Below are 17943 nucleotides of genomic sequence, written 5' to 3' on the forward strand. Positions count from 1 at the left end.
TTAAAACAGCCTCTTTTTTCATTACTAATTTTATATTGTGCCACAGCTACTTCTTAATTCTAATACCTTTTTAACTACTTTTGTTCCTATAAGGTCTTCTTTCATTTCTCCTAAAGCCTTAGAAAGTTTTGTCCACCCAATTCCTTCTACCTCTGCAGATTTCTTAATTTCTCCTGAAACAAAATCTGCAACAAATGTTATCATTAAAATCTCTTTATCCACTACATAATCTGAACCCAAATATCTTATATTATCTATCTCTATACCAGCTTCTTCCTTAACTTCTCTACTTACTGCTTCTTCTGCTGTTTCATTATTACCAACATATCCTGATAATAATACCTTTGAATTTTCATATATATAGCTTTGCTTTAATAATAGTATTTCATCATCCTTTATTATTGCTACCATTATGCATGGCTTAGGAGTATCAAAAAACATTATATCATCATGAGAACAGTAAGGAACTCCACCTTCATCCCAACTAAATTTCTCTTCTAACCCTCTGCCACACATAGGGCAAAACTTATACTTCATATCCCACCTCTTAATTAGCAAAAACTAAATTACTTACAATATTATTTTTACTTCTTGGTTAATTTCAATCATATTTTCATCCACTATACAATTATAAGCCATTATATCCACACCATTTTCTTTAGCTAACCTTAAAGCAGTAGCAAACTCAATATCAGTTTCATCATTTGGAGAAAATGTATGAACATTATTTAATTGTATTAAAAATAATATACCTGCCCCATATCCCTGTCTTTTTGCTTCAATAAGCTCCATTATATGTCTAGCACCTCTTTCTGTAGGTGCATCTGGGAATCTACAATAGCCTTCTTGCTCTAAAGTAACTCCCTTTACTTCTAGGTAATATATTTCATCATTTTCTGTGGATAACTTAAAATCGAATCTACTTTTCCCAAAAGTCTTTTCTCTGTCTATTTTACTATAATTATTTAAATTTTCAATTTTTTTATTTTGTAAAGCTTCATAAACTACTTTATTTGGAATTTGTGAATCAATATTAATTAATATGTTATCTTTCATTGCTGCAATTAAATCGTATTTAGTCTTTCTAGTTGGATTTAACTCTTCTCTTAGAAATACCTTAGTACCTTCCTTCAATATCTCCCTACATCTTCCTGTATTAGGAACATGAACTACAATTTCTTCATCATTTAATAGTACTTTTGCATTAAATCTATTAGGTCTACTTATAAATTTCCCCTGAAGGATATTTTTATCAAACTTCATATTTCTACTCCCTTAAATTATTGCTTATTTCTACATTTTTCTCATAAATTTTCAAACTTATTCACTTAAATGAATAAAGTTTTCCACAGCTTAATTAGAAAAAACTCTGATTTTTTCTATATTTTCATTATAATTGTAACATTATCCACAGTTTTTATCCACATTTTGTCCAAACTGTGCATAACTATATTTTTATCCATACATATACTTTTTTTCTCATTTTACCTTATATAACATATACATTTAATACTCAACAAAAATCATCATATTGTTACAAACATATATTCAATACATATATATTGTGTCAATACTTTTTTAAAAGTTTTCAACAGTTTTTAATAGTTGTCCACATTTTGTGGATAACTTTCCACAATTTCAACATATACTCTTTATAGTTATACACATTTTATATTTCTGTGTAAAGAATAAATTAACTAAAAAGCTGTATTAAAAAGTCTTTTAAAAAGTACTCTCTAATACAGCTATTAATTATAATATTGAATTTCTAAATTTGTACCATGAAACTAAATACTGAATTCCTAAAACAAATGGTCCAATAAAAGCAGTTGCTAATGCCCATATAAATTTGTTTTGTCCCTTTTCTTCAGCTAATTTAAATGATGCAAATACTGATATTAATAATAATATTATTATCATAATTTATTTTTATCTCCCTTATTTGTCTAATTCCTTAATCCAAATATATTTTACATAATATATATTTCTTTTTCAATAAATCTCCTTTGGTATAAAAGTAAACTATTTGTAAAACTTCAAAAAAATAAGGGAGCTATCAACTTCCCTTACTTATATAAAATATTATTTATTATTAATTTATAATTGCTTCTGCTTGTTCTCTTAAAAGTTCAATATTATTATCTTCATTTACTGTAGTAAACTTATCCACATCTTTAAAATTATAAAAATAATTTGCTATTTCAAATCTCTTTGATCTTGATACCTTAAATTCACTTGCTATTTTTTCTAAAAAGTCAACTTCTTGATCCTCATAATCACCATCAACTAGTGCTAATCCTACTAATTCAAAATATATAATCAATTTAGACTTCTCTGATGAATTACTTAATTTTTTTATTATATCATCATATTCTATAGCTATAATTTCTTCAGTACCTATTCCTAATTCTTCTTTATATTCATCAACTAGAACCTTTTCTTCTCTTGCAAATTTATTATCAACTTTAGTAAAAATTGAAACTAAATTTAAAAAACATATTGATTCTTCTTTATTTAATTTATTTAAAAACATATTTAATCCCCTCCTAATTATATAAAAATTCTAACTACTTTATTATATCTTAGTTTTTACAAATTTAAAACATTTCTATAATTAAAGCTATATATTTAAAAAAGCTTATAAATTTTTTCAAATCTTTCCGCTTCTTCTTCTTTTCCTAAAATCTTATTTACTTTACTAATTAATAAATAGATTTCTTTATTATATGGATCAATTCCTATAGCCTTTTTAAGTAACTTATGTGCTTCTATAGCATTTTCTTCGTCATTTAATAATAATTTTACTTGATTTAATAAATTATCATCTTGATTATTTTTAATATTATCTTCTATTTTACCTTCAATCTCAGCTAGAACACTATTTATCCTATCAGTTGAAAAGGGCTTTTGTAGATATACTAATGCACCTAGCTTTGTACATTCAATTGCATTTTTAACTGTAGCAAAAGCAGTCATTATTATAACTGGGCAGTTTTCCCTTTCTTCTTTTATACTCTTTAAAATTTCTGTGCCACTTATACCAGGCATTCTAATATCTAAAAATATTAAATTAATATCTATATCTTTATTTTTTACAATTCTTAAAGCTTCTACTCCATTATCTGCTGTAATTACGTTATATCCTCTTATTTCTAAACAAGTACTTAATAAATTTCTAATATTCTTCGTGTCATCTATTACTAGAACTCTTTTCATAACCTCAACTCCTAAATTCTAATTTTTAACTAATGGGATAGTAAAAGTAAATTTACTACCTACTCCTATCTTGCTTTCACACCAAATTTCTCCACCATGCATTTCTACTATTTCCTTAGCAATAGCAAGTCCTAATCCTGTACTTTCTTGAGGTATATTAAAGCCTTCAACCCTAACAAATCTTTCAAATATTTTATTCAAATATTCTTCTGGAATTCCTCTACCAGTGTCTGTAACAGATATAAATACCTTTTCTTTATCATAACTAGCACTTATTTTCACTACACCATTTTCAGTGTACCTTATAGCATTAGAAATTAAATTATTTAAAACCCACTTTATTTTTTCACTATCTATCATTACATAAGGCAGCTTAGTATTTAAATTTATTTCTAAAGCTATCTTTTTCTCTTTTGCTTGAAATTCAAAATTAGAAAAAGACTCCATTATAATTTTGCTTACATCATAGCTTTTTTTATTTAAACTATTTTTATTTGATTGTATTTCATATACCTTTAATAAATCTGATACTAATTCATTTAGATTCTGAATATCCTCTTCCATAGTATCAACTATATCCTTTTGTTTCGAATTCAATTGTCCAATATTTTCATTATTAACAAGTCCTATACCCATCATTATTGAAGTTAATGGAGTTTTTAACTCATGTGATATAGTATAAATTAAATTTTTATTAGCAACTTCTGATTCTATTACCTCTGTAGTATCCTTAATAACTAATAATATATCACTATTTTTTCTATTTCCTTCTCTATTTGAAGAAATATCTATTTTAAGAAATAGTCGTTTATTTCTGTAAATAACTTCTATAACTTTATTATTTTCTTTACTGATTTCATACTCTTGGATTAGATTATATATCTCAGGCAAATTGATTAGATCTAAAAAATACTTTCTTTTATAATCTTTTTCATTTATTTCAAATAACTTTATTCCATTCTTATTAATAAATTTAAATCTATAATCTTTATCTAATAATATTATTGCATCGTTTAATGAATATACTAATAAATTTATTGCATAAAAGTATCTATTTATTAAAACAAAGCAAGTTATTCCAAAAATAATAGCAGCAATTAAGAAGAATAAAGAAATAGAATATATAATTTCTTTTGTTTTACTTTGAAAAGTATCTTTTTCTATTAAAATAATATCCTCATTTAATTTCTCTAAGCCTTTTAAATCATCAATTACAATTCCTACTTGTGGTGCTATTTTGTCATTATAGAATTTTACTAATTCGCTATAGTTTTCTCCATTGCTATAATCTTGTATTAAAGAAAATAGTTTACTAAATTCTATGTATTCATAATTAACTTGTTCTAATAGCTTAGCTTCTTCATTATCTGTAATATTTCCCTTTACAATATATAACCACTTATAAAATTCATCATCATTTGAATGAAATATGTTAACTGCCTTTTCTTTATCTCCTTGAAGATAAATAAGTATAGCTTTTTCTTGGTTATTTACTGCATTTATCATACTTTTTATTGAATCTATGCTCTTATAACTATTACTTATTGGTCCATCTGTAGAATTTTTTGTCATATATACACTTACTGCTGTTAAGGACCAAATAATAACTATTATTATACCTAAAAATATATAAATAAATTTAACTTTTTTATTTAAGGAATTAAACATAATATTCCCCTTTCAGTTTTACTTACATATTAATTATACATTAAAGTACTAACAGTTAGATATTGTTTTTATTACTCTAAATACTATTGTTTTTTCATAAATGCATCAAGGAATTAAATAAAAAAAAACTTAAGGGAGTTACCCCTTAAGTCCTTATCTATATTATTAATATCTTTCAGTATATAGTTCAAAGTATGATTGTGGATGTAAACATGCTGGACACGCTTGTGGTGCTTCTGCTCCTTCAAATATATATCCACAGTTTGAACATTTCCATAGAACTACTTCGTCTTTTTTGAATACTTTTCCTTCTTCTACATTCTTAAGTAATTTAAGATATCTATCTTCATGCATATTTTCAACTTCCATTATTCTTTCATATGCAACAGCAACTCCTGGGAATCCCTCTTCTCTAGCAATTCTTGCAAACTCTGGATAAAGTTGAGTCCATTCTTCATTTTCTCCTGCTGCAGCTGCTTTTAAGTTGCTAGCAGTATCATCATATAATGCTACTGGATATCCAGCATTTATTACTATTTCTTCTCCAGCAAATTCATCCTTTAAGAATTTATAGAATCTCTTTGCATGTTCCTTTTCTTGCTCCGCAGTTTCCATAAATATGTTTGAAATTTGAACATAGCCTTCTTTTTTAGCTACGCTGGCATAGTAAGTATATCTTGTTCTTGCTTGACATTCCCCAGCGAAAGATTTCATTAAATTTTCAGCAGTTTTAGTTCCTTTTAAACTCTTCATAATTTACCACACTCCTATAAATTTTTAAATTTTCCTATAAATACATTATATTACATATATTTTTTTTTATCAAAGGCTTAACCATTAAATAATAAGAATTATCTGATAATTTCTCCGCTTTTATTTAATTTTTAGACTTTTCTTTCTTTTTATAAAAAAAATAGCCATAAGGTATTCTTATGGCTATTTTTTACTTAATCATATTTATTTTTCTTTAATACAGCTAAAACTATCATTCCTATTACTGATCCAGCTACTAAAGCTATAAAGTATCCAAGAGGATTGCTTATAACTGGCAATACAAATATTCCACCATGAGGTGCTCTAAGTTGGCATCCAAAATACATTGATAATGCTCCCGCTATTGCTGATCCTATTACACAAGAAGGTATTACTCTTAAGGGATCTGATGCTGCAAAAGGTATTGCCCCTTCAGTTATAAATGATAATCCCATTACATAATTAGTAACAGCTGATTGTCTTTCCTTTTTAGTAAATTTCTTTTTAAAGAATGTAGTACATAATGCTATTGCTAATGGAGGAACCATACCACCAACCATAACTGCTGCCATAAATTCGAATTGGCCATTTGCTAATGATGCAGTTCCAAATACATAAGCTGCCTTATTTAACGGACCACCCATATCAAATGCCATCATTCCTCCTAAAAGTGCTCCAAGTAATATTCTACTACTTTCTCCCATGTTATTTAAAAGGTTAGTAATTCCATTATTTAAAGCTGCAACAGGTGGATTAATTACAAATATTATTATTGCACCTATAATTAATATACCAAAAAATGGATATAGTAATACTGGTTTTAAACCTTCTAAGCTATTTGGAAGTTTTTCAAATAACTTCTTTAAGCCTACTATTAAATATCCAGCAATAAAACCTGCAAGTAATGCACCTAGGAATCCTGATCCACCCTTATTAGCAAGCATACCACCTACAAAACCTACTGCAAGTGCTGGTCTATCACCTATACTCATAGCAATATATCCAGCTAATATTGGTAACATGAAATCAAAAGCTGTTCCACCTACAGTCTTTAAGAAAGCTGCAAATGGTGTATTCATACCAAAGTTTGCAGGATCTATACTATAATCATCAAATAAAAATGCTAGAGCAATTAATATACCCCCACCAATTACAAATGGTAGCATATGTGAAACTCCATTCATAAGGTGTTTATATATTTGACGTCCTATACCTTCATTTTCTCCTGAAGTACTATCTTCCATGTCTTTAGAACCATTATGATTATAAATAGGTGCATCTCCTGATATAGCTCTATTAATTAATTCTTCTGATTTATGAATTCCATTGGCAACCTTAGTTTGAATAACTTTCTTTCCATTAAATCTTGCCATTTCAACCTTTTTATCTGCTGCAACTATTATACATTCTGCTGCTTCTATTTCTTTATCAGTTAGAACATTTTTAGCTCCACCTGAACCATCTGTTTCTACTTTTATTGAAACTCCCATTTCTTTCGCTTTTTCTTCTAAACTTTCAGCAGCCATATAAGTATGAGCAATTCCAGTAGGACATGCTGTTACTGCTAATATTCTATATCCATCTTTGCTTCCTTCTTTTACTTTATTAACTTTTTCATTTTCAAATTCATCAATTAATTTTATAAATTCTTCTGGCGTTTTAGAACCTTCTAAAGCATTTCTAAACTTTTCATCCATTAACATAGTTGAAAGTCTTGCTAAAACTTCTAAATGCACATTATTTTCTCCATCTGGAGCAGCTATTAAGAAGAATATCTTTGCTGGATTCCCATCAAGGGAGTCATAATCTACTCCATCATTTACTATCATAGCTGCTAAACCAGCATTCTTAACTGCTTTTGTTTTAGCGTGAGGTATAGCTATTCCATCACCTATTCCAGTAGTGCTAAGTTCTTCTCTAGCTAACACTGCTTTCTTATATTCATTTTTATCCACTAAATTTCCTGAAGCATCCATTAAATCTACTAACTTATCTATTGCTTCATTTTTAGAATTTACTTTAGGATTTATTGCTATAGATTTTCTGTTCAATAGATCTGTAATTTTCATAATTCATCCTCCAAATTATAATATTTCTTTTAATAATTCATTCACTTTATCTTTAGTTGCTAATCCTTCTGAAAATGCGCTAGCACTTCCTGTTGCTACCCCCATTTTAAAAGCTTCTTCTAGATTACCTTCATTAATATATCCAGCAATAAAGCCTCCTACCATGGAATCTCCTGCACCTACAGAATTTACTAGCTTTCCTTTTGGAACATCTGATTTTATAACCCTATTATCTTCTGTTATAAATATGGCTCCATCTCCAGCCATAGAAACTAATACATTCCTTGCTCCCATTTCCTTAAGCTTTTTAGCATAAAGTATAATTTCATCGTCATTTTTAATCTTAACATTAAATAATTCCCCTAACTCATGGTGATTAGGTTTAATTAAAAATGGTTTATATTTTAAAACATTTAATAATAAATCCTTTGTTGCGTCTACTATAATTTTTATTCCTTTATCTAATAACCTTTCCATTATAATTTCATATATATTTTCTGGAAGGGTACTTGGAATGCTTCCTGCTAAAATTAACATATCACCTTCTTTCAATAGATCTAATTTTTTATATAATTTATCTAAATCATCATTATTAATATCTGGTCCTTGACCATTTATTTCTGACTCTTCCTTTGATTTCAGCTTAACATTTATTCTAGACATACCACTATTTAGTTTTATAAAATCTGTTTTACAACCCATTTGTTTTAATCTATTTTGGATTTCTTCTCCTGTAAATCCTGCTATAAATCCAAGAGCTATATTTTCTACATTTAAATTATTTAAAACTATAGAAACATTAATTCCTTTTCCTCCTGCATATATCTCTTCATAGGATGTTCTGTTAACTTCTCCTATCTTAAAATCGTCAACTCTAACTATATAGTCAAGAGCTGGGTTAAATGTTATAGTATATATCATAATTTTAAGACCTCCACTACTTCAGTTTTATCATAATATCTAGTATCTTCTAATTCATTAGTAATTATTACTGCTTCATCTATCTCTGCAAATGTGATACAACTTATTTCATTAAATTTTGTTTTATCTGAAAGAATATAAGGATTTCTAGTCCTTTTAATAGCTTCTTCTTTAACTAAAGCCTCTTTTATGTCCGGAGTTGTAAACCCTCTATATTCAGAGATACCATTAGTTCCAAAAAAACCTTTGGTGAAATTGTATTTTTTCAAACTATTTATTGCTTCTATTCCTACTACTGCTTCTGTAGTTGCCTTTATCTCTCCTGCAATTATATAAGTTGTAAATCCTTTGCTAATTAATCTTTTAGCTTGATTTATTCCATTTGTTACATATACTGCATTTGTTTCTTCTAAGTAATCTATAATTAAATTTGTAGTTGTTCCTGAATCTATATAAACAAAGTCATTTTTAGTTACTAAGCTAGCTGCATATTTTGCAATTACAGCCTTATCTTCTATATTCAAATTTTCTCTTATTGAAATATCATCATCTTTAGTATTAAATTCCTTTTCAACTAAAGTAGCTCCCCCGTGAACTTTTTTCAGTTTTCCTTCTGCATTTAATGAATTTAAATCTCTTCTAATTGTTGATTCTGAAGCATCTAATTTCTTCACTAAATCACTAACATATACTACTGAATTTTTATTAAGCTCCTCTAATATTAACTTTTGTCTTTCTTCTGTTAACATAAAATCACTCCTTGTTAAAATAATACTCCTTTTCTAAAACGATTTCAAGAGATTTCATTCAAAATAATTCATTTTATTTCACTTCAAATCTAAAAATCAATCATTTTCATTCATAAAAAATCATTTAAATAGAAAAATAGATTTAAACTACAGTAGTTTAAATCTATTTTTCTATTTAAATATATAACTTTTTATTTTTTTAATTCTACAATACTTTCTATTAATGGCATACATCTACCACAAGTAGTACCTGCTTTTGTAACTTCTCCAACTTTATCTGTTGAATCAGCTCCTGACTTAACTGCATCCAACACCTCATTAATAGAAACAGAATTACAGCTACAAGCTGAATTTAATATGGATAATATCTCACTAGTACAGCCCCCACAACAAGTTGCAGCACCTGTAGCTTCCATAATATCTTCTATATCTCTAGCACCTGATTTCATAGCTTGCCTTATATCTAAATAGCTAACATTTCTACATCTGCAAATTTTTCTTTCGCCAGCCATAAAAAAGTCCTCCCAAAACTTCTAATTATATATTATAATTATACAGTAAGATTATTTCTTATCAATATAATAAAATTAAAGATTTTACTTAACTTTTAAGACATTCTTGCAATTATTAGTACTTAATGATAAAATGTAGAAGATAAACATTATTCATTGAGAATTATTCCCAATTGTAAGAATGTTTGTAAATAGTTAAAAAGGGGTGCAATGTATGAAGCAAGAATGGATCAATTTTAAGCAAGGCCAATGGACTAAGTCTATTGATGTTAGAAACTTTATTCAATTAAACTATACTCCATACACTGGCGACGATAATTTTTTAGTAGGTGCAACTGATTCAACTAAAAAATTATGGGAAGAAGTAAGTGAATTATTCAAAAAGGAAAGAGAAAATGGTGGGGTTTTAGATATTGATACTGAAACTATCTCTGGAATAAATGAATACAAAGCTGGATATATAGATGAAGCTTTTGAAAAAATAGTTGGAGTTCAAACTGATGCTCCATTAAAGAGAGCTGTAATGCCTTTTGGTGGTATAAGAATGGCTGAAAATGCTGCAAAAGCTTACGGTTATGAAGTAAGTCCAAGAATTTCTGAAATATTTACTAAGTATAGAAAAACTCATAATCAAGGTGTTTTTGATGCTTATACTGATGAAATGAGACTTGCAAGAAAATCAGGAGTTATAACTGGACTTCCAGATGCTTATGGTAGAGGAAGAATTATAGGTGACTATAGAAGAGTTGCTTTATACGGTGTAGATAGATTAATAGAAGATAAAATTGCTCAAAAGAAGAGCTTAGAAGTTAAATGTATAGATGAAGAAGTAATTAGATTAAGAGAAGAAATATCTGATCAAATAGTTGCTTTAAAAGAATTAAAAGGATTAGCTGAAACTTATGGTTTTGATATATCTGGACCAGCTAAGAATGCTAAAGAAGCTATCCAATGGTTATACTTTGGATTCTTAGGAGCTATAAAGGACCAAAATGGTGCTGCTATGTCTCTTGGAAGAACTTCTACTTTCTTAGATATATATATTGAAAGAGATTTAAAAGCTGGATTAATAACTGAAGAGGAAGCTCAAGAATTAGTTGACCATTTCGTTATGAAATTAAGACTTGTTAAATTCTTAAGAACTCCAGAATATAATGATTTATTCTCAGGAGACCCAACTTGGGTTACTGAATCAATTGGTGGTATGGGATTAGATGGAAGAACATTAGTTACTAAGAACTCTTTCAGAATTCTTAATACACTATATACTTTAGGACCATCACCAGAACCAAACCTAACTGTTCTTTGGTCAACTAGATTACCTCAAGGATTTAAAGATTTCTGTTCAAAGGTTTCTATTGATACAAGCTCAGTTCAATATGAAAATGATGATTTAATGGCTCCATACTGGGGAGATGATTATGCAATTGCTTGTTGCGTATCTGCTATGAGAGTTGGTAAACAAATGCAATTCTTCGGTGCTAGAGTTAACTTAGCTAAGACTTTACTTTACGCTATTAATGGCGGTAAAGATGAAAAATATGGAATGCAAGTTGGACCTAAGCTTGCTCCACTAACTAGTGAATATCTAAACTATGATGAAGTAATGGAAAGATTTGAAACTATGACAGATTGGTTAGCTAATCTTTATGTTAACACTTTAAATGTTATTCATTACATGCATGATAAGTATTCATATGAAAAATTACAAATGGCTTTACATGATAGAGATGTATTCAGAACAATGGCTTGCGGTATAGCAGGATTATCTGTTTGTGCTGACTCTTTATCAGCAATTAAATATGCTAAGGTTAAGCCAATAAGAAATGAAGAAGGCGTAGCTATCGACTTTGAAGTTGAAGGCGATTACCCTAAATATGGAAATGATGACGATAGAGTTGATGATATTGCTGTATGGTTAGTTGAAAATATGATGAATAAAATCAGAAAGAACAAGACATACAGAAATGCATACCACACTCAATCAGTATTAACAATAACTTCAAATGTTGTTTATGGTAAGAAGACTGGTACTACTCCAGATGGAAGAAAAGCTGGAGAACCATTTGCTCCAGGAGCTAATCCAATGCACGGAAGAGATAACAGTGGTTCATTAGCATCATTAAACTCAGTTGCTAAATTACCATATGAGCATTCACAAGATGGTATATCAAATACTTTCTCAATAATACCTGATGCATTAGGAAAGACACCTGAAAATAGAATCCATAACTTAGGAACAATGATGGATGGATACTTCTCTCAAGGTGCTCAACACTTAAATGTAAATGTATTTGATAGAGAAACTTTATTAGATGCTATGGAACATCCAGAATTATATCCTCAATTAACTATCAGAGTTTCAGGATATGCTGTAAACTTCATTAAGTTAACAAGAGAACAACAATTAGATGTTATAAATAGAACATTCCACAAATCAATGTAATTATTTGATTTGAAATAATTAAATGTGAAGTATAATATTATACTTCACATTTTTTAATTACTTACATATTCAAAACTTGTTTTATCTGAATCTAACTTAAAAATTAAATTTTTACCTTTATAAAATTTAAACCTTGCATTACAGGAGATATTTTCTGTTATTGTTCTTATCATTTCTCCGCCATTTGGAGCCAAAAGCTTTTGCGGATGTAGTTCTTCTATTTCTATTTCTAATCTATATTCACCCTTCTTAATTATTAATCCCTTTTCATTGTAAGATATTATCTTTACTCCATTATAGGTGGCTAATATATATTTCATGCCTTCATAATAAACTATGGCTATACATCCCATAAATTTAAAACCTAAAAAGGGTATATTAGCTATAGAAACCATTATACTTATATCATTATTCTTAAAATAATTAGATTGTACCCATAGATATTTATCAGGAAAAGATGTTCCTGAGTCCTTTTCTATATATCCTTTACCTCCATTAAATTTAAATTCTTTATAATTAATAAATAAACTTCCTTCTAAAGTATGATTTAAACTTAAAACTCCATGAAAACATTCCATAAATGGAAGATGTGCAAAAGGTCCCATTATATCTTTCTTTATAGGAGTAATGTTTTTATAAATAAGTCTTCCTTTTATATTAATATCTTTGTTCTTTATATTAACTATTACTCCACTTAATGAAAAAATATTATCTTTTATTTTTATTGTAAGCTTATCTTTACTTATAGAAAAATCCTTATAATCATAGTTTACATTATAGGACTTATTTTCAGTAATAATCTGAATAAAGGCATATTTATCTCCATTCCTGTTTATATTTATACCTGGGATAAATGAAATACTAAGCTCTTTACTTTGATGCTTGAAATACCAGCCTTCAAAATAGCCTTTCTTCTTAGTATAATTTTCTTTATTCTTCATACTTCAAATCTTTAATAGTTGGAGATTCTAAGAATTCTCCCTTATAGTTAAATCTTGATCCATGACAAGGGCAATCCCAGGATAAGTCATCAGCATTCCACTTTAATTCACATCCTAAATGTGGACATTTAGTAGATACAGCATAAATCTTACCTTCTTGATTTTTATATACTCCAACCTTTTTCCCTTCATATAATACTATTCCAGCATCTCCATTTTTAATATTTTCTGCAGTTTCCATTGGAATTCTTATTTTTTCTGCAATAAAGTTATATGTTGTTTCAAATCCATCTTTAAGTAAATTTTTAATTGATGCCGTCATATCAAATCTACTTGGAGAGAAGATTTCATTGAAATCATATGCTTTACCATTTATTAATCCACTAATTATTATTGCTGAAACCATAGATGATGTCATTCCCCATTTATTAAATCCAGTAGCTACATAAACATTAGGAAGTTCCTTTGAATATACACCTATAAAAGGGATTCCATCTGAAGTCATACAATCTTGTGCAGACCAATGATATTCTTCAATTGAATCTGGATAGAGCTTTTTAGCTAAATCCCTTAATTTCTTATAAGAACCACCTTCTTCATTACTTCCAGTTCTCCCAGATGCTCCACCTAAAATTAAATAATCTTCATATCTTCTAAATGAATATCCTCCATCTTTTTCATCTATATACATTCCTTTTAAAAGTTGAGCATTTTTTAAGGCAATAACATACTCTCTTTCTTGATGCATTCTAAAAAAATAATATCCAGGAACATTAATAATAGGGAAATGTGTAGCTACTACTATGCTTTTAGCCTTTATTTCACCCCTATTTGTAACTACTATATTATCTTTTATTTCTATAGCAGTTGTATCTTCATATATAGTTAAGTCCTTTATAATATGATTTAAAAACTTTATCGGATTAAAATGTGCTTGATTTCTGAACTTAACAGCTTTAGCAACTTCAAATGGTAGTTCAGTATTATCTACTAATTCAGCATCTATTCCTAAACTTACTGCCGCCTTATACTCTTTTTCTATTTTTTCTGGTGAATCTAAGGTGTAAATATAAGCATCAGCTATTTCAAAATTACAATCAATATTATTTTTGCTGATTATTTCTTCATAATTTTCTAAAGCTAGTTGATTAGCTAAAGCATATCTTTTTGCATTTTCTTTTCCAAATTCCTTAATTAATTTATCATATATAATATTATGTTGTATTGTAATTTTGGCTGTAGTATTCATTGTATTACCAGTTAAAACTTTCCCTCTCTCTAATACCACAGCATTTATTTTATTTTCTTTTAGCATATAGGCTGTTAATACTCCTGCTATACCTCCCCCTATAATAACTACATCAGCCTCTTCTATATCTAATTTATGTTCTTTTTTATTTGTTTTATAGCTTTCAGACCAAACTGATTTCATATAATCACTCCATTAACTAAATAATAATATTATCTATTCTTCCCTAATTTATCTTTTATTATTGGATGATTATCAATAATTTCTATAAAATATTCAATTCGCTCAAAAGTTTCTTTACTTAAAACATGCTCAATTTTCTCTGTTTCTTCTAAAATATTGTTTGTAACACCTATTATAGTTAAAAACTTTTCTATAGTATTATGCCTATATAATAAGTATGCTCCATAACTATGCCCTTCTTCTGTAAGCTTTATATATCCGTATTTTTCATAAGTAACTAGGCTTAATTCATCTAACTTTCTTATCATATTTGTTATAGAGGCTGGTTTCACATTTAATGCCTTAGATAAATCAACCACCCTAGTAAAACCAGTTTTATTTGATAGTCTATAAATCATTTCTATATAATCTTCCATAGATGCTGTAACTATATTAGAATTTATTTTAAAATAATTATTAAAAGTATAAAAACCCTTAGGCATAGCCTTATCTCCACTCAAAAATACTATCTTTATATATTTATATTTAATAATTTTTATTAAATTCATATAAATAAAAAAATATGAAAACAATAATGCCCTAGCTTTAAATAAGCATAATTATTTTCATATCCCTTTAAATATATCTTCTAATTTTCTACCAACAAATCTTTCCTGGATTTAATATATTTTTATCATCAAATACTTTCTTTATATTTTGCATTATTTCTATATTTTCTCCTCTTAAAGATTCCTTTAGATATTCCCTTTTAGCATATCCTATTCCATGCTCACCAGATACTTGTCCTGATAATTCATTAGCTTTATCATACATTTTTTTCATAACATCATTTAACAGTTTGTTCCAGATATCCTCATCTAAATTATCTCTTAGTATATATATATGAAGATTCCCATCGCCAGCATGTCCAAAACTTTGTATTCTAATTTTATATTCTTCTTGTAAATTATGAGTAAATTTTACGAAATTGGCTACTTTATTTCTAGGAACAACTACATCTACCTCATCCATTTCTGTAGTAGAATTTTTTATAGCCTCCAAGAATGCACTTCTAGCGGACCATATAGACTCTTGCCTTTCTTCAGTATCAGAAATCAATACATCTAATGCTCCTTGCTGCAAACATATTTCTGCTACATTTTCATATGCTCTTTCTACTTCTTCTTTTGAGTTACCATCAAAAGTTAATAATAGATAGGCATCTGAGCTATGATCTGGAAACTTCTTTCCTAAATATTCTTCTGCTGATTTAATAACTTCTCCTTCCATAAATTCAATAGCTGTTGGAACAGATTTAGATTTAATTATCTTTGGAACAGTTTCTATTGCTGTCTCTAAATCAATAAAGGGTATCAATAAACTTATAGATTTTTTAGGTAATGGAAGTAACTTCAATATTGCCTTAGTAATAATCCCCAAAGTTCCTTCTGATCCTATTATTAAATCCTTTAAGCTGTATCCAGAACTATTCTTAACTACCTTACCACCTAGATTTAATACTTCTCCACTTGCTGTAACTACTTCTAAGCCTCTAACATAGTCCCTTGTAACTCCATATTTTACAGCTCTCATACCTCCTGCATTAGTGCTAATATTACCTCCTATTGTAGCTGTTTTCTCTCCTGGATCTGGAGGATAGAAAAGATCATTTTCTTGTACAAACTTACTTATTTCCATAAGTAATACACCTGGTTCAACAGTTAAAGTTAAATTTTCTTCATCTAACTCTATTATTTTATTCATATCACTTAGGTCTATTATTATACCTCCACTTAGTGGAACACAAGCTCCCACTAAACCAGTACCTGACCCTCTAGCTGTAACTGGTATATTATTTTCATAGGCATATTTCATAATTAATGAGACTTCTTCAGTACTCTTAACCTTAACAACTAACTCTGGTTTTACTTTAATAAAAGCTAATTCATCATGACTATAATCTTCATTTATATTATCACCATAGAAAATTCTATTTTCATCTTTAATTATTGATTTTATATGAATAATATTAACTTCTTGAACCTTATTATATTGCATATGCCTTCCCCCCATCTTCCTTAATCATTTCTATTAATTTAGGAATAATTTCATATATATCTCCTACAATTCCATAATGAGCCACTTTAAATATGGATGCATTTTCATCCTTATTTATTGCAAAAATATATTCTGAATTATTCATTCCAGCAGTAAATTGAACTGCTCCTGATACTCCACAAGCTATTACTAATTTAGCTCTGACAGTTCTCCCACTTAATCCAACTTGTTTATTTGGTAATTCCCATCCTGCTTCAACTAAAGGCCTTGTGACAGCAACTTCTCCTCCTAATAATTCTGCTAGCTCTCTTACCATGTCCATATCCTTTTCAGTTTTTACGCCTCTTCCTGCTACTACTAAAACCTCAGCGTCAGAGATACTATGCTCTTTTTGCTTTTTAACTACGTTCTTTATTTTTATATTTGAGGATAATTTTTTCTTATCTACATCACAAATAATAACTATTCCTTTAGATACTGGATTTCTATCAGGTGCTGACATAACCTTATATCTAACAGTAGCTAATTGTGGTCTTGAATTAGGAGTTACTATTTGAGCCATTATATTTCCACCAAAGGCAGGTCTTATTTGTACTAAATCAGTATTTTCTTTTATATCTAATATAGTACAATCAGCAGTTAATCCCGTTCTAAATCTTGCTGCTACTCTTGGAGCTAGAGACCTTCCAATAGTAGTTGCACCCACTAAAATAACTGAAGGTTTAATATCACTTATATAATCTTCAAAGATTGCAGTGTATGGTTCTATATTGAAATTATTTAAACTTTCATCATCATAAACATATACCTTATCTACCCCATAATGAAGCAATTCCTTTGCCTTTTCTTTTATATTAGATCCAATAAAAATACAATAAACTTCTTGTTTAACTTTATCTGCAAGTTCTCTAGCCTTTCCTATAAGCTCAAAGGTAACTGGATGTATATTGCCATCTATATGATCAACATATATAGTGATTCCCTTCCATTTACTTTTGTCTATTAAAACCCTTTCTTCTTCTATATACTCAACGGCACCTTTAGGTCCTTTATTGACACATATCTTACACATTTTACAATTAGAATTTATATCTAATTTCCCATTCTTATTTTCTAATGCTCTAAATGGGCAGATGCTAATAAGTTCATCTATATTTATTACTTTTTCTTGATTAATTAATAACTTTGCCATATATACT

General features: G+C 28.4%; 17 protein-coding genes. 1 reads left to right on the plus strand and 16 read right to left on the minus strand.

The window, feature by feature from the left end:
• Window positions 1–30: 30 nt before the first annotated feature.
• The 11 genes from ACFYH6_RS16575 to ACFYH6_RS16625 all read right to left on the minus strand — a co-directional run bounded on the left by ACFYH6_RS16575 (window position 31) and on the right by ACFYH6_RS16625 (window position 9888).
• Window positions 31–537 carry an NAD(+) diphosphatase gene (locus ACFYH6_RS16575; protein WP_316345570.1) on the minus strand — a complete coding sequence of 169 codons (507 nt, stop codon included), beginning with the start codon at window positions 535–537 and terminating at the stop codon, window positions 31–33.
• 33 nt (window positions 538–570) lie between these two features.
• Complete coding sequence (sfsA, locus tag ACFYH6_RS16580; protein WP_416179714.1) at window positions 571–1263, minus strand: DNA/RNA nuclease SfsA; 693 nt, start codon at window positions 1261–1263, stop codon at window positions 571–573.
• A gap of 489 nt (window positions 1264–1752) precedes the next feature.
• Window positions 1753–1920 carry a hypothetical protein gene (locus tag ACFYH6_RS16585; RefSeq protein WP_316345568.1) on the minus strand — a complete coding sequence of 56 codons (168 nt, stop codon included), beginning with the start codon at window positions 1918–1920 and terminating at the stop codon, window positions 1753–1755.
• Between the two features lie 172 nt (window positions 1921–2092).
• Window positions 2093–2533, minus strand: coding sequence for a hypothetical protein (locus ACFYH6_RS16590; RefSeq protein WP_416179715.1), 441 nt, complete (start codon window positions 2531–2533; stop codon window positions 2093–2095).
• Window positions 2534–2628: 95 nt separating this feature from the next.
• A complete protein-coding gene (locus ACFYH6_RS16595) occupies window positions 2629–3216 on the minus strand; it encodes a response regulator (protein WP_416179716.1) in 588 nt (195 codons plus the stop codon).
• 18 nt (window positions 3217–3234) lie between these two features.
• On the minus strand, window positions 3235–4884 hold the full coding sequence (locus ACFYH6_RS16600) for a sensor histidine kinase (RefSeq protein WP_416179717.1): 1650 nt from the start codon (window positions 4882–4884) through the stop codon (window positions 3235–3237).
• Between the two features lie 165 nt (window positions 4885–5049).
• Window positions 5050–5637, minus strand: coding sequence for a rubrerythrin (gene rbr, locus ACFYH6_RS16605; protein ID WP_416179718.1), 588 nt, complete (start codon window positions 5635–5637; stop codon window positions 5050–5052).
• 194 nt (window positions 5638–5831) lie between these two features.
• On the minus strand, window positions 5832–7706 hold the full coding sequence (locus ACFYH6_RS16610; protein ID WP_416179719.1) for a fructose-specific PTS transporter subunit EIIC: 1875 nt from the start codon (window positions 7704–7706) through the stop codon (window positions 5832–5834).
• Between the two features lie 15 nt (window positions 7707–7721).
• Entirely contained in the window at window positions 7722–8627 is a 906-nt protein-coding gene (gene pfkB / locus ACFYH6_RS16615) for a 1-phosphofructokinase (RefSeq protein WP_416179720.1), read from the minus strand.
• Window positions 8624–9376 (minus strand): DeoR/GlpR family DNA-binding transcription regulator, encoded by a 753-nt coding sequence (locus ACFYH6_RS16620; protein WP_416179721.1) that lies wholly within the window; start codon window positions 9374–9376, stop codon window positions 8624–8626. Before ACFYH6_RS16620 ends, pfkB begins: the two co-directional genes overlap by 4 nt.
• A gap of 191 nt (window positions 9377–9567) precedes the next feature.
• Window positions 9568–9888: a (2Fe-2S)-binding protein gene (locus tag ACFYH6_RS16625; protein ID WP_416179722.1), complete on the minus strand. Its 321-nt coding sequence runs from the start codon at window positions 9886–9888 to the stop codon at window positions 9568–9570.
• A 214-nt stretch (window positions 9889–10102) separates the two neighbouring features.
• On the opposite strand from ACFYH6_RS16625, the gene pflB reads away from it, so the two are divergent.
• On the plus strand, window positions 10103–12334 hold the full coding sequence (gene pflB, locus ACFYH6_RS16630) for a formate C-acetyltransferase (protein WP_416179723.1): 2232 nt from the start codon (window positions 10103–10105) through the stop codon (window positions 12332–12334).
• Between the two features lie 53 nt (window positions 12335–12387).
• On the opposite strand, the gene ACFYH6_RS16635 is transcribed toward pflB, so the two are convergent.
• From ACFYH6_RS16635 to ACFYH6_RS16655, 5 genes are all read right to left on the minus strand, one after another.
• The gene (locus ACFYH6_RS16635) at window positions 12388–13275 is read right to left on the minus strand and encodes a tocopherol cyclase family protein (protein WP_416179724.1); all 888 of its coding nucleotides are present in this window, start codon (window positions 13273–13275) and stop codon (window positions 12388–12390) included.
• Window positions 13265–14707: an FAD-dependent oxidoreductase gene (locus ACFYH6_RS16640; protein ID WP_416179725.1), complete on the minus strand. Its 1443-nt coding sequence runs from the start codon at window positions 14705–14707 to the stop codon at window positions 13265–13267. The genes ACFYH6_RS16635 and ACFYH6_RS16640 overlap by 11 nt, the downstream gene beginning before the upstream one ends.
• 29 nt (window positions 14708–14736) lie before the next feature.
• Window positions 14737–15189, minus strand: coding sequence for a metal-dependent transcriptional regulator (locus tag ACFYH6_RS16645; RefSeq protein WP_316345389.1), 453 nt, complete (start codon window positions 15187–15189; stop codon window positions 14737–14739).
• Window positions 15190–15343: 154 nt separating this feature from the next.
• Entirely contained in the window at window positions 15344–16744 is a 1401-nt protein-coding gene (locus tag ACFYH6_RS16650) for an FAD-binding oxidoreductase (protein ID WP_416179726.1), read from the minus strand.
• Window positions 16734–17936, minus strand: coding sequence for an FAD-binding protein (locus ACFYH6_RS16655; protein WP_416179727.1), 1203 nt, complete (start codon window positions 17934–17936; stop codon window positions 16734–16736). The genes ACFYH6_RS16650 and ACFYH6_RS16655 overlap by 11 nt, the downstream gene beginning before the upstream one ends.
• Window positions 17937–17943: the final 7 nt, after the last annotated feature.

This window comes from Clostridium sp. HCS.1, from assembly GCF_047900555.1.
Taxonomy (GTDB): domain Bacteria; phylum Bacillota; class Clostridia; order Clostridiales; family Clostridiaceae; genus Clostridium.

Bases quoted from the DNA above. Each gene is read 5' to 3' on its own strand.
- ACFYH6_RS16575 (WP_316345570.1), bottom strand. From the start codon at position 537: ATGAAGTATAAGTTTTGCCCTATGTGTGGCAGAGGGTTAGAAGAGAAA.
- sfsA (WP_416179714.1), bottom strand. From the start codon at position 1,263: ATGAAGTTTGATAAAAATATCCTTCAGGGGAAATTTATAAGTAGACCT.
- ACFYH6_RS16585 (WP_316345568.1), bottom strand. From the start codon at position 1,920: ATGATAATAATATTATTATTAATATCAGTATTTGCATCATTTAAATTA.
- ACFYH6_RS16590 (WP_416179715.1), bottom strand. From the start codon at position 2,533: ATGTTTTTAAATAAATTAAATAAAGAAGAATCAATATGTTTTTTAAAT.
- ACFYH6_RS16595 (WP_416179716.1), bottom strand. From the start codon at position 3,216: ATGAAAAGAGTTCTAGTAATAGATGACACGAAGAATATTAGAAATTTA.
- ACFYH6_RS16600 (WP_416179717.1), bottom strand. From the start codon at position 4,884: ATGTTTAATTCCTTAAATAAAAAAGTTAAATTTATTTATATATTTTTA.
- rbr (WP_416179718.1), bottom strand. From the start codon at position 5,637: ATGAAGAGTTTAAAAGGAACTAAAACTGCTGAAAATTTAATGAAATCT.
- ACFYH6_RS16610 (WP_416179719.1), bottom strand. From the start codon at position 7,706: ATGAAAATTACAGATCTATTGAACAGAAAATCTATAGCAATAAATCCT.
- pfkB (WP_416179720.1), bottom strand. From the start codon at position 8,627: ATGATATATACTATAACATTTAACCCAGCTCTTGACTATATAGTTAGA.
- ACFYH6_RS16620 (WP_416179721.1), bottom strand. From the start codon at position 9,376: ATGTTAACAGAAGAAAGACAAAAGTTAATATTAGAGGAGCTTAATAAA.
- ACFYH6_RS16625 (WP_416179722.1), bottom strand. From the start codon at position 9,888: ATGGCTGGCGAAAGAAAAATTTGCAGATGTAGAAATGTTAGCTATTTA.
- pflB (WP_416179723.1), top strand. From the start codon at position 10,103: ATGAAGCAAGAATGGATCAATTTTAAGCAAGGCCAATGGACTAAGTCT.
- ACFYH6_RS16635 (WP_416179724.1), bottom strand. From the start codon at position 13,275: ATGAAGAATAAAGAAAATTATACTAAGAAGAAAGGCTATTTTGAAGGC.
- ACFYH6_RS16640 (WP_416179725.1), bottom strand. From the start codon at position 14,707: ATGAAATCAGTTTGGTCTGAAAGCTATAAAACAAATAAAAAAGAACAT.
- ACFYH6_RS16645 (WP_316345389.1), bottom strand. From the start codon at position 15,189: ATGCCTAAGGGTTTTTATACTTTTAATAATTATTTTAAAATAAATTCT.
- ACFYH6_RS16650 (WP_416179726.1), bottom strand. From the start codon at position 16,744: ATGCAATATAATAAGGTTCAAGAAGTTAATATTATTCATATAAAATCA.
- ACFYH6_RS16655 (WP_416179727.1), bottom strand. From the start codon at position 17,936: ATGGCAAAGTTATTAATTAATCAAGAAAAAGTAATAAATATAGATGAA.